Origin of the sequence: Pseudoalteromonas sp. MM17-2, from assembly GCF_022347945.1 — a bacterium.
Lineage (GTDB): Bacteria > Pseudomonadota > Gammaproteobacteria > Enterobacterales > Alteromonadaceae > Pseudoalteromonas > Pseudoalteromonas ruthenica.
The window spans coordinates 1-16315 of record NZ_JAKRFV010000010.1; the positions used below are offsets into that span (position 1 = coordinate 1).

The following is a 16315-nucleotide window of genomic DNA, read 5'->3' on the forward strand; positions in this document are numbered from 1 at the left end:
AGCGAGGGAATAATCTCGTTGAGTTCGTTTGCTATTTGATTTCATTACACTCTCCAAATTAAGTTTGAAAAGTGTCAACGCTATTTAGGACGGGTCACTGTATCTATTAAAGCCCACCCAATGGTGGGCTTTTTCTTTTTAAAAAAAAGGATTTATACTCACAACTACACAATCGTTGTAGCTGTATCAGCACAGCAGGATATCTATGAGTGAACAATATAGGTTAGTATTCGCCAGCCTCGATGAGGGCCTTGAGCAAACCGAAGTCGCACATGCGTTGCAGCAGAAACTCAAACTGTCACCCAAGCAGGCGCAAGCGTTTTTTACTGGGCGTAGTATTTTTGCTCCCAGTGATAAAGCCAAAGCATTAAAACAAGCTAAGGTGTTGGCTTCGCTAGGCATTCGTACACGACTGCAAAGCATGCAAAGTACGGCCAATGAGACCGCGAATACGGCATCGTCCGCTGCTAGAGACGAGCAAATTTTGGCGGCCCTTGATTATATTACCAGTAGCCTTATTCGCCTTGAGGAACGCCTTGATGATATGGATAACCGCCTCAATGATCAGCTGCAGCAAAATTCTAGCAATGAAGTGAATGATGATTTTGCCGTTGATCTCAGCCTCGACGAGGAGCTCGAGCTGGCGCCTCAGCCTAGTCGCAAACGTTGGCCTTTATTTACCTTAATCGCGCTGATTGTGTTTCTGCTTGGTGTACTCGCGTTGGCTTTCATCTACCCCGAATTACTGACTTTTTAAGCTATGAGTGCGAATCAGTTTAATCAGCAACGTATTGACATCCGCAAGAAGATGCGGGAAATGAGAAAAAACTTATCTACTTCTGAACAAAAACGTGCCGCCGACGACCTCATTATTAATTTTCTTCAAGTAGCAAAGATTACTCAAGGGACCCAAGTAGGCGGGTACTTGGCGAACGATGGGGAACCGAGCCTATCTCCCACTTTTGAAGACTTATGGGCTAAAAAAGCAGTACCAAACCTGCCCATTATTCACCCCTTTTCAAAGACTCATCTACTCTTTCAGAGGTATGAAGAAAATTCACCCATGAGCACAAACCGCTATGGTATCTTGGAGCCCAAGTTGAATTGCAGTCATGTGTGTCCGGTTGCGCAGTTAGATTATATTCTCACGCCACTGGTTGCATTTGATAGTCAAGGCAATCGGTTGGGTATGGGTGGCGGATATTATGACCGCACATTAGCACAAATCCCCGCCGATCGAAGTCAGCGCCCTCTGCTCATAGGCATTGCCCATCAATGCCAAGAAGTGGCGCAACTACCGGTCGCGAGTTGGGATGTGCCACTTGATTATATTGTGACACCGAAGACAATTTATCGCCCCGGTGCACAGTGATACACTAACCGAAACCCTTTGCTATTAACTCTTTAATGAGCACACCATGACTCAAGATGAAATGAAAAAAGCGGCTGCTTGGGCAGCGCTAGACTATGTAAAAAGCGACACGATTGTTGGTGTTGGCACCGGTTCTACTGTGAATCACTTTATTGATGCACTGGCGTCGATAAAAGACACGATTCGTGGCGCCGTTTCCAGCTCTGAAGCCTCAACACAACGGTTAAAAGCGTTGGGAATAGAGGTATTTGAGCTCAATGATGTCAGTAGCCTCGATATTTATGTTGATGGCGCCGATGAGATCAACGCCAACAATGAAATGATCAAAGGCGGCGGTGCGGCATTGACTCGTGAGAAGATTGTCGCGGCTGTGGCCAAGCGCTTTGTGTGTATCGTTGATGAGAGCAAAATCGTCGATACCTTGGGTGAGTTCCCACTGCCAGTGGAAGTGATCCCGATGGCGCGCAGCTATGTCGCCCGTGAAATTGTAAAACTCGGGGGTGACCCGGTTTATCGCCAAGGTGTCACTACCGATAACGGCAATGTCATTTTGGACGTGCATAATTTACATATTGTTGATGCCAAGTCGCTTGAGCAAACATTAAACCAAGTCGTCGGTGTTGTAACCAACGGCCTATTTGCCCATCGTGGTGCCGATGCCGTTGTCGTTGGTACTGCGCAGGGGCCTACTACACGTTAGAGGAATGAGGAACATGAGTAAGGTATCGTTAGCAAAAGACAAAATTAAGATTCTCTTGCTAGAGGGCGTACACCAAAGTGCGGTGGAAACGTTAAAACGCAACGGTTACAGCAATATCGATTACGTTAAAACCTCGCTACCTGAAAGTGAACTTGTAGAGCGCATTAGCGACGTGCACTTCGTTGGCTTGCGCTCACGTACACAACTCACAGAAAAGGTCTTAGATGCAGCGCAAAAGCTGGTCGCGGTCGGTTGCTTCTGTATTGGTACTAACCAAGTTGACCTAGACGCCGCGAAGCGCCGGGGGATTGCGGTCTTCAACGCGCCATTTTCCAATACTCGCTCAGTCGCCGAATTGGTGCTGGGTGAGATTTTATTGTTGCTGCGCGGTATTCCTAAACGTAATGCCATGGCTCACCGAGGTCAGTGGCTGAAATCAGCAGAAGGCTCTTTTGAGGCTCGAGGCAAAACATTGGGTATCATAGGCTATGGCCATATAGGTACTCAGTTGGGCATTATGGCTGAGAACATTGGCATGCAAGTGCGGTATTACGATATCGAAGATAAGTTATCCTTAGGTAATGCCCAGCAAGTAGAAAACCTCACAAAACTACTGCAACAATCAGACGTAGTCAGTTTACACGTGCCGGAAACCCCGCAAACAAAGAACCTCATCGGCACCGCTGAGTTAGCGGTCATGAAAAAAGGCAGTATCTTGATTAACGCCTCACGCGGCACCGTTGTCGATATTGACGCCCTTGCCGAGGCACTTGAAGAGCGCGGCCTATCCGGCGCGGCCATTGATGTGTTCCCTGTTGAACCGAAATCAAACGATGAAGAATTTGTCTCGCCACTGCGCCAATTCGACAACGTTATTTTAACCCCCCATGTTGGCGGCTCCACGCAAGAGGCGCAAGAAAGTATTGGTGTGGAAGTGGCCGGTAAGCTCGCTAAATATTCCGACAACGGCTCAACAATGACAGCCGTCAATTTCCCTGAAGTCGCCCTGCCAGAACTGGCGAATCGCAGTCGCCTGTTACACATTCACCAAAACCGCCCGGGTGTACTGACACAAATTAACCAAGCGTTTGCACAGCATGGTATTAATATTGCCGCGCAGTACCTGCAAACCGATGACAACATAGGTTATGTCGTTATTGATGTGGATAGCGACCACTCTGAAGTGGCATTGAAAGAGCTCAGCGCCGTGGACGGCACTATACGTGCGCGAATTTTGCACTAAGTGGTTTGTATAGGTAGACTAAAAAGCACAGCTTCGGCTGTGCTTTTTTGATCAACAGTAACCAATAGGGATCACCTTATGGACTCTAACAATAATAACAAAGATAAAGCGAAAGAACGTCGCGGCCATATCACCCTCATTGCCTTTTTAGTGGCCGTGGGTATTTTTGCCTTGGGCATTAAAGTAGGCGAGCTTCTAGCATAATACCCAGACTCTCGCCAATCTAAGCGGCTGTTGGTTTAGGTATCAAAGTCGCTACTGGCATGGCGCTCTTTGAGTTGCTCGCTCGGCTCACCCCATACGCGATTAACTCGTTGGCCCCGCTTTACTGCAGGCCGAGCGTCAATTCTCTTGGCCCACGCCAACACATGCTTATACTCGTGTACACTGAGAAACTCAGCGGCATCGTATAACCGTCCTAACACCAAGGCCCCATACCAAGGCCAAATAGCAATATCGGCAATAGAGTATTGCTCACCGGCCATATACTCGTTTTGCGCCAAGTGCTTATCTAACACATCCAACTGGCGCTTAGTTTCCATGGTAAAGCGATTGATGGGATATTCCATCGGCTCTGGCGCATAAGCATAAAAGTGACCAAAACCGCCACCTAGATAAGGCGCGCTGCCCATCTGCCAAAATAGCCAATTCATACACTGCGCCTTTGCATAAGGCTCTGAAGGGATAAGCGTGGCAAATTTCTGTGCTAAATAAAGCAGTATTGCTCCCGATTCAAAAACCGGTGTGGCGGGGGTGCTTGAAGTGTCCAGTAACGCCGGGATTTTTGAGTTCGGGTTAATGGCAACAAAGTCAGAACCAAACTGGTCGCCTTCGCTAATATCGATTAAAAAAGCATCGTATTCGGCGTCTTTAATTCCCTGCTCAAGCAACTCTTCAAACATAATCGTGGCCTTTTGACCATTAGGAGTGGCCATAGAGTACAGCTGAAAGGGATGCTGTCCGCTTGGCAGATGCTGCTCGAACGTGGCCCCTGCTGTGGGTTTATTTAGGCTTGCCCATTTGCCGCCGCTTTCGCTATCGAACTGCCAAACTTTTGGTGGAGTGTAGGTCGATTTACTCATTGTCGCTCCTGGTGATGTAAAAACGTTTTGAGTATAGACCTGAGGGTGGATAATATAATTACAAGAGCAAAAAAGGCACCTTCAGGTGCCTTCTCGAGTTTTACCGCCCACATCCGTGCGCGCTATGGGTCGTCATTATTTACCTACAGCATGCAAGCTAAAGTAGTTAGCCAACTCTTCCGGCTTACCCATTAGTGTCATCATTTGCTGATTAATCTCTGCCACCGAGGTATTTTCGGGAACCTGCATAGAGACTTCAAACTGCTCCGTGCCCTCGATAAAATTCAGTGCCGCTTCTCGCAATACCACCGGCGCCGGTGACATGCTCAATTGTTGCTGGGCATTTTGTTGGAATTGCTCATAGGTCATGCCTTGCTCGCCAATTAGGCGCTCAAGAAGAGCCTTGAGCTTACCGTTGTTGGCTAATTTAAAGCTCACTTTCTTTGGCACCAACTCGGTCACAGCACTCATCATCTGGCTTTGTAGCGCCAGCTGCTGCTGTAAATTCCCCTGCTCTTGTTGCGATTGCTGTTGCATCTCATTAAGCTGCTGCGACACTGCCATTAACGCCTGTGAATTGGTCATGGCAAAGCTAAACTCAACATCGGCCAATTTACCTGCATTGAGCTTGGTAAAAATATCCGCATCACCACTTTTTTCATCATAAGTGAACTCACTCAAGACATTGATATTTTCGCCTTTAAGCTCATCCATGCCTTGTACTGCGGCGCCTGAGAAAGTTAAGTCTTTGATTTCGACACGAGAATATTCAGAAATCTTATTCGGCTCATAGCCGGTCATTTCAACACGCTCAATCTGAGCAATTTGCTCGCCGAGGTGGTCATTGACAGAAATGTCGGCCAACGCCAACGCATTGTCCAATACATTGGCAGAAATCTCGTCGTAGCGGATATCAAGGCCTGTTTGCGTTTGAATTTGCATTAGCTGCTGATCAATGCCCTTGCGCGCTTCTTTCGACACATAATAATTGGCATAGCTGTAACCGCCAATGGCGATGGCACCCACGGCACCGACAATGAGTAGTTTTTTCATGTTGACTTCCTTGGGAGTGTCCAGCTCCCTCCTAGTTTGGACATTACTTTAAAATAACGCATCGAGTGCATCGCTTAAGCTTGCGACTGCTGTGACTTCCATGCCCTCGATTGCCTCTTTCGGTTTATTGTCAATGGGTACAATAGCACGTTTAAAGCCATGTTTCGCGGCTTCACGCAGTCGTTCTTGACCACTGGGCACGGGACGAATCTCCCCGCCCAGGCCAACTTCACCAAATACCACCAGCTCACGGGCCAAGCTATAATTTTTAAAGCTGGACACCAAAGCCACAATCAAAGCCAAATCAGCACTGGTTTCCGTGACCTTGACACCACCGACGACGTTAACAAACACATCCTGATCGGCCACTTGTAAACCGCCATGGCGGTGTAGCACCGCCAATAACATCGCGAGACGATTTTGTTCCAAACCCACCGTGACGCGACGAGGGTTTGCAAGCTGCGAATAATCGACGAGCGCCTGCACTTCCACCAGCAGCGGTCTGGTACCTTCCCATACCACCATCACTAATGAGCCCGGTGTTTGCTCTTGTGAGCGGTTCAAGAAAATAGCCGAGGGATTTTTTACCTCGCGCAACCCTTGCCCTGTCATGGCGAAAACCCCAAGCTCGTTTACTGCGCCAAAGCGGTTTTTGTGACCGCGCAAAGTACGAAACCGGCTATCACTGCTACCTTCAAGTAAAATAGAACAATCAATGCAGTGTTCTAATACCTTGGGGCCGGCTAAGGAGCCGTCTTTGGTCACATGGCCCACCATGATCATGGCTATTTGATTTTGTTTAGCAAAACGGGTGAGGTACGCCGCACTTTCTCTTACCTGGGAAACGCTACCCGGTGCCGATTGCACATCGGCCATATGCATGACTTGAATGGAATCTATGACCATGATCCCGGGCTTTTCTCTTAGCGCCAGCTGGCAAATGGTTTCGACATTGGTTTCGGCTAAGGTTTGTAGCTTATTGGTGGGCAACCCCAAACGCTTTGCCCGCATAGCCACTTGCTGCAAAGACTCCTCCCCGGTGACATACAGGGTTTTCATATTTTCTGCGAGACCACACATGGTTTGCAGCAAAATGGTACTTTTACCGGCTCCGGGCTCACCACCGATAAGAATGGCACTCCCCGGCACCACACCACCCCCTAACACGCGGTCAAACTCAACAAACCCGGTGGAGAAGCGCGGCAGGCTTTCAAGATTAACCTCATCCAGAGTTTGAATTTTGGCCTCAACCATGCCGGCATAGCCGCTCGCAGCACTATTGCGTGGCGCCGATTTAACCGAGGGCACGCGAAATTCGGTTACTGTGTTCCATGCTTTGCACTCGCTACATTGGCCTTGCCAACGCGCAAACTCAGCACCACACTCATTACATACAAAAGCTGTTTTCTTTTTTACCATATTACGGGCATAATTTTTGCTGGATAAATCGTTTAAATAACGAATAAACAATAATTTGACACCCAGTATAACGGTTTTTGCCGACTGGGTAATGGTTTAATGCATGGCTGAAGACACCCTTTTAAAACACCAACCCTTAGTTGACGAACTCAAGCAAAGCCTCGGACAGGCGAGCTTTAGCCGCGATTTTGCCGCTAAAACGGCACAACTACCTAAGGGCGATCAATTTATTATAAAGATGGAGTTTAATCGTCTTCGTCAGCCGTGCAGTCGCACCATTGATTTACGCGGCACGGCTTCCGGTGAGGTGCAAAGCTACTCATACAAGAGTCAGCAGCATTTTATGGATGCCCAAGCCATCGCAACCTTTGAAAAAGGCGTCGCTCGCTTCGGCGACTACACCATGGCTGTTTATGAAATGGTGATGGAAGAGGTGAACAATCAGCGCCAATTGCGCCAAGGTGCGACACCACAACCGGAAAATAGTGAAAAAAGTGCCCGTGTAATCCACTTCGCCTCGTATGATTTTCGTCAGCAAGAGCGCATGAATTACACCATCAAAGTCAGTGTTATGGTGAATGACAAAACCATTGAAGGTAAAAGCAGCGATATTTCTTTGGGGGGATGTAAGCTCAAATTGCCTAGTCATGCCATGCTTGAACGTGGGCAAAAAGTACAGGTTCGCTTTACCGGTCTAGAGGAAGATTTCGAACTGGGCCTCAAAAACGGCTTAGAATATGAAATTGTCGGCATAGACCCTGCGAGCACCATCGACTTTTACTACGCCCGCATGAAACGCACTGGTAGCGAGACAACCCCTGGGTTCGATGAATTTCTGGCACGCTTCATTGATGGTAACAAGCGCCGCTATAAGGTCAACCTTGATAACACCCTCGATGCGGTTTTAACCAAAGGTTATGAGCAGTATTACTTGCCACGGGTCAGTTCACTGTTCAGTTTCATTTGCGTAAACGATAAAAAGCTCACCCCTAAACTGCTGCTTACCACCGAGAATAATGCCTACATTCACTATTATTTCAGTGATGAAGAGCGCCGCTCAGTGTTACCGAGTATTCTCAATACGCAGCGTATAAGCAGCATTTTGGCACGCAAGGGGCAAGTCAAATCAACTCTACTTTACAGCTTTAGTCACACCCAAAATGGCAAGGTCTTCTTTTACAGTGCCACCGATATCGAACTGGCCACCTACCCTAAGTTACGCTCGTTATTTTTTTCCTATGCCAGTAGGAAGCCGTCTTGGCGGGTATTTAAGTTGCAATTGGTTCCCGTGCAAAGCGAAGACTCCCATATTCCACTCTCGCTCCCCGACAGTGCCGGCGAAGCCATCGCTAAACTTAATAAGCCTCCGAGCGCTCGCGTGCAAAGCTATTTAAAGGGTCTAAAGTACCTGTGTACCTTATCGGAGGTGAGCTCTGCTAATCTAACCGCACACAAGCGCCGCTACCGCCTCGATAAAAGCTTAGTCAACCAGCTCAAAGTATTTGGCCATCGTAAAGTGGCAGAGCCAGAGCTTGAAGTCGTTGCCTTGGAGTATGCTAACTTACGGGCTCACAAACGGTATCTGTACCAAACAGAAGTGATTGTTGAAAGTGGTTTGGCAGCGCCGATGTCGGCACAATCTCGTGATTTCAGTGTACTAGGAATGCAAATAGAGCTGAGCCAGTCAGCGCCTGAGACCAAAAAAGGCGATGTTATTTATCTGCGCTTACCGCAACTGCAAGAAATAACGAAAAAATTTGAGCTCACTCAGCTGCCTTACGAGGTGATGGCTGTCAGTAAGACCGGCACTATTTTAAACTTAAAAGCCTACCAAAAAAGTAAGCAACCCCATGTTGGCGTACAGTTTTTCTCGCAACTAGTAGAGAACAACAAAGACAAACTGCAAGTGTGTGAGGAAGAGCCGAAAGTGCCGGGGCTATCCAAAGCCTTGCGTAATATCGTGGTCAAGAATCTAGCGCAAACACCGCTGTATATTACCAAAGAAGAAGCACACCTGGAGCTTGGTGCAATAGGTGAAGGACGTTATCAAAGCGCGATTCACCATATTTGGCGTCAGTTTGGTGAATTCTCTACGCAAATAAACTTAAAACCCTTACTGAGCATCAAGGAGTTCCAACAGCTCAGTGATACCCTACGCGATGGAAACCGCCAAGATAAGCCCAAAACTTTCGACCTGTTTATTCGCTTAAACCTTAAAAAAGACGACCTCAGTAGCGCAGTCACCAGCCGCTGTATTAGCACCGAAGAGGACTACAGCTCACTGCTGCCCTTTGTGAACAAGGCGCTTAAATCGGGCTTGTTGTTTGCGTTTCGCCTGCATTTATCGAAAACCGGCCGCCCAGACACGAAATACCTGATCAGTGAGCTAAAATACATCAGTCACTATGCGCTGCATAAAGCCAAGGAGTTAGAGCAAGCGCTATGGCGTGTTGAGGGCGTAATTGATGCCCTCGCTATTGATGAGTTAGTGCCAAAGCTCTGTGATATAGAGGTTCAGGATTATCAAAAAATGCTTGAACGCCGCAACCTGTGGCTACAGCGTTTAGGTTAGTTGAACTCGGGAATACTGAGTAGATACAGTATCTGCGCCAAACTGCCAGCATTGATGGCGGTGGGAGCCTGCGCCACCACTTTAGGCTTACCGTGGACAGCAACACCTAGCCCAGCGGCGTGCATCATAAGCAGATCATTGGCACCATCACCGATGGCCACCGTTTGCTCTGCGCCCACGCCCAACTCATCGCGGTAAGCTAATAAAAAGCGTGCTTTTTCTTGCGCATCAACAATATCCCCATTGACCACTCCGGTTAGCGCTTTACCATCGTCTGCTAATTGATTGGCATGAATACGGTCTAGTTTGAGCTGTTTTTGTACCTGCTCAGCAAATGGAATAAATCCTCCCGAGGCGATGGCCAAATGCCAATTATGGCGCTTTAACGTTGCGCATAGGTGGTCGACCCCTGGCATCAAGGGAAGCTGCTCTTTGAGCTCTGCAAGCAAAGACAATTCAACGCCTTTTAGTTTAGCGACGCGCTGACGCAGACTGTCACTAAATTCCAATTGCCCACCCATCGCTTGTGCGGTGACCGCAGCGACCTCGTCGTACACCCCTGCCAAACGCGCAATTTCATCAATACATTCGATGGTGATCGCCGTCGAGTCCATATCCATAACCAATAAGCCAGGTGTATGTAAACGTGGCGGGTTGCTCAGCAGTGCGCATTGCACTGCGTTTTCAGCTGCATATTGCTTGAGCTGAGAGTTAAGCTCAGCCTGGGGATTAGCAATCGCGAACGCGAACCCTGGAGGTAAATCGTCATCGGCGTGATACCGCACCACCGCCTGTACCTGACATTGCCAGTCAAGCAGCTGCTGTGCCAGTTGAGCAACGTGCATGCCCAGTTGAAAACCAAACACACTGACATAAGCCAGTGGCTGTTCGCTCTGCTGACTTGCCACTAAAGGCGAATCGTCAAAAGAATACCAAGTATTTAAACTTAGGGTTTGCTGTAAAGACAAATCGTCTTGCTGTGCTAAAGTAGACAAGAGCATGCTTTGGTGCGACATTAAAACTCCAAAAAGGTGAACACGTTAGCTGATGACAACGGATGCTTAATTTAATCACCCTTAGCGATGAAAGTCAGTAAGTACACCCATGATATGAAAAATAAACAAGTGAAAAACCCGGTTCGAACATCGCAGTGGCAACGGCTACTGCGCTTGGTGTTTGCCGCTTTTTGCTTTGTATTACTGACTTGGATGGCCTTTAACACCAGCTTTCAAGGCCACCAAATGCTCTACCAGCAAAGCTATCAATATGCCAAAAGCCTCACCGAACAGTTAGCCTTGACCGCAGCGGAGCCTTTGGAGCAGAGCAATAAGCCACGTTTAGGACACTTGGCCAATCAATTGAGTACAGACTCGAGTATCCAAAGTGCAGCCATTTATGATGCTCACGGTACTGCGATGGCGCTCAGTGAGGCGTTTAGCCCCTATCAACGTGAGTTTGGAGTCACGCAAGCAACCCCGGGGGTGAGTAAATTGAGTCAGCCTATTGTCATCCCCATCACCTCATTGCAAAGCAATAAGCCCATCGGTTTTGCTCGCGTTAATTATCTGCCTCAAGTCGCCATTGATGACAGTCACCGATATTTTCATGAGGTCGGTCGACAAGTGCTTCTTATGCTTTTGATCACGTGCGTATTCACTTGGCAGCTTGGACGAGGATTAAAACGTTGGCAGTTAAAGCGTTACTTTCGTAAAAAAGCTAAGCAGTTAAAATAGAGCTGCTCACTCAAGGCGCTGAGGTCTTGACATTGCAGTAGCCGTGCTAGGGCTATAAACACTTGAGGAATACGCTCTGGCGTATTGATTTGCCCTTGGTATCCGCAAAGCGGCATACTCGGAGCATCACTTTCCAATAGCAGGTGCTCTATTGCGACACTACGCAGTGCTTGCCGGGTCTTGGCCGATCGATCGTAGGTAATGGTTCCGCCCACACCCAATTTAAAGCCTAACTTGATATAGTATTTAGCCACTTGTTCGGACCCAGAAAACGCATGGATGACGCCGCCATAACGCGGCTGGCAACGCTTAAAACTCGCGGCGATTAAGTCATGGCTCTGACGATGATGAACAATGAGTGGCAACGCCAGTTCATTCGCTAAGGCAATCTGCGCTTCAAAGAGCGCCACTTGCTTGTCCATTTCTCCAATACTGCGATCAAGGCCGCACTCTCCGATGGCGCACCAACGGTGCTTATGCGCTGTTGCCAGTTCGCCTAGGCCGACTATATGTTCACTCGCGTGTTGCGACAAAAAGTAGGGATGTAAACCAGCACCGATATGAGTAGGTCCATGGTGCTGGCTGAAGTCGAGCAACTGCTGGGATTGCGCCAAGCTAATGCCAGGCACAATAAACTGCTTCACGCCCAATGCTTGGGCATTCGCTATTATCGCCTCTCGCTGGCCATTGAACTCGCTAAAATCGAGGTGGCAATGAGAATCGATAAAACGCATTTAAGGGTTTAGGCGCTCTACACGCCAGCTCCCATCTGGCTGACGACGATACATAAAGCGATCATGAAGGCGATGCGCTCCTCCTTGCCAAATCTCAACCTTAGTCGGCTCGACACAGTATCCTCCCCAAAAATCAGGCAGCGGGATTTCACCTTCAGCAAATTTACTTTTCATTTGCGCAAACTTTTCCATGAGCGCCTGACGTGATGACACCGGCCGACTTTGGCTAGAAGCCCATGCCGCTAACTGGCTTTCTTTTGGCCGCGATAAGAAATATTTTGCCACTCGCGATGTTGGCAACGGTTTGGCCTCGCCGTAAACAATGACTTGACGCTCAAACATGTGCCACGGGAAGTGCAGGCTAATTTTGTTATTCTGGGCAAGTTCCTGCGCTTTGCGTGAGCCGGTATTAGTGAAGAACACAAACCCTTGCTCATCGACATGCTTAAGCAACACAATACGCTGCGAAGGCTGACCCTGCTCGTCAACGGTGGCTACGACCATGGCCGTCGGATCGGGGATTTGCGCATCAATGGCTTGTTGTAACCACTTTTCAAACTGTGCTACTGGCGTCGCATCGAGCATGGTTTCATCTAATCCACCTTGCAAATACTCACGACGAATATCTTCCAATTTCATATTCATTCCTTCTCACTAAGCGCCAAGAATACCCTACAATCAATCAAGCTATGTTCCCTTACCCAGTCACTCAGCTTATCCCGAAGTAAAGCCTATTGGGGGATGTGTGTAATCGACCTCCCCAACAGCCTACTTTGGATAAAGCGCGCGGTTCGGTCGATAAGAGGGCAAAGTACCAGCAAACGTTGAGCTGATTACATTTGCTCCATCACCTCAATGCCGAGTAGGTCTAGCCCTTTGTGCAAGATTTTTGCTACCAATGAACACAGCACTAAGCGGCTATTTTTATCTGCGTCGCTGACGCCCTCTTTAAGTACCGGACAAGCTTCATAGAAGCTCATATACAAGCTCGCCAGCTCATACAAGTACCCACATAGTACGTGTGGTGTGGCATCGCTGATCATTTGATCAAGCACTTCTTCAAATTGCATCAGCTTGATAGCCAGCGCTTTTTCCTGTGGCGCAGCAATCACAACCGGTGCCTGATGAGTGGTGCTATCAATGCCGGCTTTACGGAAAATACTTTTCACTCGGGTATAGGCATATTGCAGATAAGGCGCCGTGGCTCCCTCAAAGCTCAACATGGTATCCCAGTTAAAGATGTAGTCACTGGTACGGTTTTTCGATAGATCGGCGTATTTTACCGCGCCGATTCCCACTTTTCTGGCGATTTCTTCTTGCTCTTGCGCACTATGAGGAGAGTCGCTATCGGCTAGCTTTGCTTTGGCGCGAGTCACCGCTTCATCGAGTAAATCGGCAAGTTTAACGGTACCGCCAGTACGGGTCTTAAACGGTTTACCATCCTCGCCCATCATGGTGCCAAAAGGACAGAATTCATAGCTGGTTTGTTCGCGTAAAAAGCCGGCCTTGCGTGCTGTCAGCTCAACTTGGCTAAAGTGCAGGCTTTGACGAGCATCAACGAAAATCAAGATACGGTCGGCTTGCAATTCATTAGAGCGATAATCACAGGCGGCAAGATCTGTGGTTGAATATAAAAAGCCACCGCCGGATTTCTGTACGATGAACACCGATGGCTCACCGTCTTTGTTGGCTAACTCATCTAAAAAGACCACTTGCGCACCCTGGTCTTCCTGCGCCAGTCCTTTTTCTTTAAGCACTTCAATCATGCGCTGCAACTCACTGTTGTAGGCACTTTCCGCTTTAATATCATCGCGAGTCAGGGTGACATTCAGCTTTTTGTATACTTCTTCGGAGTGCTTGACCGAGGTATCAATGAAAAGTTGCCACAGCTTATTACAGTGCGCATCGCCTTGTTGTAGGCGCACAACATACTCGCGCGCCTTATCAGCAAAACCGGCCTCATCGTCGAAACGCTTTTTGGCGTCACGATAGAATGTCTCTAAATCAGCAAGCGCTACGGCCTCTAGATCAACGCCCTCATTAAGCATGTCTTCCAAATGCGCGATAAGCATACCAAATTGCGTACCCCAATCGCCCATGTGGTTTTGCCGTATTACTTTATCACCACGAAACTCCAAGGCACGTACCACGGCATCACCGATAATGGTGGAACGTAAATGGCCGACGTGCATTTCCTTAGCAAGGTTGGGCGATGAGTAATCCACCACCACTGTATCTGCTTGCGGGTGCTGCGCTACACCGAGTTTATCGTCTTGGCTTGCAGCTTCGACACTGGCGCCTAAAAACGCCGGTTTGAGGTGAATGTTAATAAAGCCTGGGCCTGCTATTTCAACCTCGGCGGCGATATCGCTCACATCCAGGTTATCGATAATTTTTTGCGCTAGTTCACGCGGATTAGTTTTTAGTTTTTTCGCAGCGCCCATGGCACCGTTAATTTGATAATCACCAAATTGCGGGCGCGTACTTTGCGTCACCGCTGGGTTCGTGCCTTGCTCAAGTCCCGCAGCGATCATCGCAGCGTTGGCTTTTTCAATCAGAATTTGCTTAATGTTCATAGTTGCAGTTACCTTGCAATAAGGGCCAGCGAGGGCTGACCACGATTAATACAGTTGCTCAGTGGCGCTTTAGTGCTCGCGCGTTTCGCTAAAGGTTACCTCTGGGTAACGCTCCATGGATAAGTTCAAGTTTACGCGACTTGGGGCGATGTATGTCAGGTTATCTCCGCCATCTAAGGCTAGGTTTTGCTCACACTTGCGCTTGAACTCTTCAAATTTCTTCACATCATCACAGCTTACCCAACGCGCCGTATTAACGTTGACACTTTCATAGATGGCATCCACTTTGTATTCGGCTTTTAGGCGTGCAACCACAACATCAAACTGCAGCACCCCAACGGCGCCAACAATTAAGTCGTTATTGGCAAGCGGTCTAAACACCTGCACCGCGCCCTCTTCCGATAGCTGTACTAGGCCTTTAAGCAACTGCTTTTGCTTAAGTGGATCTTTAAGGCGAATACGGCGGAATAACTCTGGGGCAAAGTTAGGAATACCGCTGAACTTAAGCTTTTCTCCGTCGGTGAAAGTATCACCAATCTGGATAGTGCCATGGTTGTGCAAGCCAATAATATCTCCGGCATAGGCGTGCTCAGCACGCTCGCGGTCACCGGCCATAAAGGTCACCGCATCAGAAATACTGATTTGCTTGCCTATACGTACGTGGTTCATCTTCATGCCTTGGCTGTACTTGCCCGAGACAATGCGCATAAAGGCAATACGGTCACGGTGTTTGGGGTCCATGTTGGCCTGAATTTTAAACACAAAGCCGGTGAACTTTTCGTGCTCAGCACCTACTTTGTTGCCATCATCGGTGGCGCGCGGTAAGGGGGCCGGGGCCCACTCGGTCAAGCCATCAAGCATATGATCAACGCCAAAGTTGCCCAACGCAGTACCGAAGTAAACTGGGGTTAGCTCACCACTCAAAAATAACTCTAAATCGAATTCGTTGGACGCGCCTTGCACCAGCTCAATTTCTTCGCGCAGTTGTTGCGCTAAGCTCTCACCCACCACTTCATCTAATTCAGTGTTATCCAGCCCTTTGACGATGCGCAACTCTTGAATGGTATGGCCTTGACCGCTTTGATACAAAATCGTCTCGTCACGGTGCAAATGATAAACCCCTTTGAATTCCTTACCACAGCCAATGGGCCAGGTTACGGGGGCACACATCATATTAAGCTCAGTTTCGACCTCGTCCAATAACTCCATTGGATCACGGATATCACGGTCAAGTTTGTTCATAAAGGTGACGATGGGGGTGTCACGTAAACGGGTGACTTCCATTAACTTACGAGTACGGTCCTCAACACCCTTAGCGGCATCAATCACCATCAAACACGAGTCCACGGCGGTCAAAGTACGGTAAGTATCCTCAGAGAAGTCTTCGTGCCCTGGGGTATCTAGCAAGTTAACTAAACGCTCGTTGTAAGGGAACTGCATTACCGAGGTGGTCACCGAGATGCCACGCTCTTTTTCCATTTCCATCCAGTCTGACTTAGCGTGTTGGTTTGACCCTCGGCCTTTAACTGTGCCCGCTTTCTGAATGGCTTGTCCGAATAATAGAACTTTTTCGGTAATGGTGGTTTTACCCGCATCGGGGTGTGAAATAATCGCAAAAGTACGACGTTTACTAATTTGTTGTGTTAACTCTGACATGCGGTCACTTATGAATAGTCGACCCGGCACTATACGCGAACCAAGCCGGGAATTAATTTAGAGATTATTACGCGTGATTATACCGACTTTAGCATGCACACAAAAGCGCCTAATACCGACAAAAGTGACTTCTACGCATTGCCATGTGTATTATTGCTAAGCAATTTTGTATAAT

15 protein-coding genes are annotated in these 16315 nt (G+C 48.3%); 7 read left to right on the forward strand and 8 right to left on the reverse strand.

Features of this window, described 5'->3' with window-relative positions:
- Positions 1-205 precede the first annotated feature (205 nt).
- The 5 genes from MHM93_RS09810 (at position 206) to MHM93_RS19390 (ending at position 3519) form a co-directional block, all read left to right on the forward strand.
- Positions 206-757 (forward strand): hypothetical protein, encoded by a 552-nt coding sequence (locus tag MHM93_RS09810; RefSeq protein WP_239449031.1) that lies wholly within the window; start codon positions 206-208, stop codon positions 755-757.
- 3 nt (positions 758-760) lie between these two features.
- On the forward strand, positions 761-1372 hold the full coding sequence (locus MHM93_RS09815) for a 5-formyltetrahydrofolate cyclo-ligase (RefSeq protein WP_275444197.1): 612 nt from the start codon (positions 761-763) through the stop codon (positions 1370-1372).
- Between the two features lie 46 nt (positions 1373-1418).
- Positions 1419-2072, forward strand: coding sequence for a ribose-5-phosphate isomerase RpiA (rpiA, locus tag MHM93_RS09820; RefSeq protein WP_022944595.1), 654 nt, complete (start codon positions 1419-1421; stop codon positions 2070-2072).
- A gap of 13 nt (positions 2073-2085) precedes the next feature.
- Positions 2086-3315 (forward strand): phosphoglycerate dehydrogenase, encoded by a 1230-nt coding sequence (serA, locus tag MHM93_RS09825; protein ID WP_239449033.1) that lies wholly within the window; start codon positions 2086-2088, stop codon positions 3313-3315.
- Between the two features lie 78 nt (positions 3316-3393).
- Positions 3394-3519, forward strand: coding sequence for a hypothetical protein (locus tag MHM93_RS19390; protein ID WP_022944597.1), 126 nt, complete (start codon positions 3394-3396; stop codon positions 3517-3519).
- A gap of 35 nt (positions 3520-3554) precedes the next feature.
- Here the strand turns inward: MHM93_RS19390 and yghU are convergent, their stop codons facing one another.
- The 3 genes from yghU to radA all read right to left on the reverse strand — a co-directional run bounded on the left by yghU (position 3555) and on the right by radA (position 6869).
- A complete protein-coding gene (gene yghU, locus MHM93_RS09830; RefSeq protein WP_130148459.1) occupies positions 3555-4397 on the reverse strand; it encodes a glutathione-dependent disulfide-bond oxidoreductase in 843 nt (280 codons plus the stop codon).
- A gap of 135 nt (positions 4398-4532) precedes the next feature.
- Positions 4533-5450, reverse strand: a complete 918-nt coding sequence (locus MHM93_RS09835) for a hypothetical protein (protein WP_022944599.1) — start codon at positions 5448-5450, stop codon at positions 4533-4535.
- Between the two features lie 48 nt (positions 5451-5498).
- Positions 5499-6869 carry a DNA repair protein RadA gene (gene radA / locus MHM93_RS09840; RefSeq protein WP_026111063.1) on the reverse strand — a complete coding sequence of 457 codons (1371 nt, stop codon included), beginning with the start codon at positions 6867-6869 and terminating at the stop codon, positions 5499-5501.
- A 103-nt stretch (positions 6870-6972) separates the two neighbouring features.
- Between radA and MHM93_RS09845 the strand changes: the two genes are divergently transcribed.
- Positions 6973-9441 carry a PilZ domain-containing protein gene (locus MHM93_RS09845; protein WP_239449034.1) on the forward strand — a complete coding sequence of 823 codons (2469 nt, stop codon included), beginning with the start codon at positions 6973-6975 and terminating at the stop codon, positions 9439-9441.
- Here the strand turns inward: MHM93_RS09845 and serB are convergent.
- On the reverse strand, positions 9438-10457 hold the full coding sequence (serB, locus tag MHM93_RS09850) for a phosphoserine phosphatase SerB (RefSeq protein WP_239449035.1): 1020 nt from the start codon (positions 10455-10457) through the stop codon (positions 9438-9440). The two genes, MHM93_RS09845 and serB, sit on opposite strands and share 4 nt — an antisense overlap.
- 93 nt (positions 10458-10550) lie before the next feature.
- Between serB and MHM93_RS09855 the strand changes: the two genes are divergently transcribed.
- Positions 10551-11174, forward strand: a complete 624-nt coding sequence (locus MHM93_RS09855; protein WP_026111023.1) for an AhpA/YtjB family protein — start codon at positions 10551-10553, stop codon at positions 11172-11174.
- Here MHM93_RS09855 and MHM93_RS09860 read toward each other — a convergent pair.
- From MHM93_RS09860 to prfC, 4 genes are all read right to left on the reverse strand, one after another.
- Positions 11141-11908 carry a TatD family hydrolase gene (locus MHM93_RS09860; protein WP_239449036.1) on the reverse strand — a complete coding sequence of 256 codons (768 nt, stop codon included), beginning with the start codon at positions 11906-11908 and terminating at the stop codon, positions 11141-11143. The genes MHM93_RS09855 and MHM93_RS09860 overlap by 34 nt on opposite strands.
- Positions 11909-12547 carry a pyridoxamine 5'-phosphate oxidase gene (gene pdxH / locus MHM93_RS09865; RefSeq protein WP_239449037.1) on the reverse strand — a complete coding sequence of 213 codons (639 nt, stop codon included), beginning with the start codon at positions 12545-12547 and terminating at the stop codon, positions 11909-11911.
- Between the two features lie 194 nt (positions 12548-12741).
- Positions 12742-14484: an arginine--tRNA ligase gene (gene argS / locus MHM93_RS09870; protein WP_239449038.1), complete on the reverse strand. Its 1743-nt coding sequence runs from the start codon at positions 14482-14484 to the stop codon at positions 12742-12744.
- A gap of 69 nt (positions 14485-14553) precedes the next feature.
- On the reverse strand, positions 14554-16152 hold the full coding sequence (prfC, locus tag MHM93_RS09875) for a peptide chain release factor 3 (RefSeq protein ID WP_239449093.1): 1599 nt from the start codon (positions 16150-16152) through the stop codon (positions 14554-14556).
- Between the last annotated feature and the right edge of the window lie 163 nt (positions 16153-16315).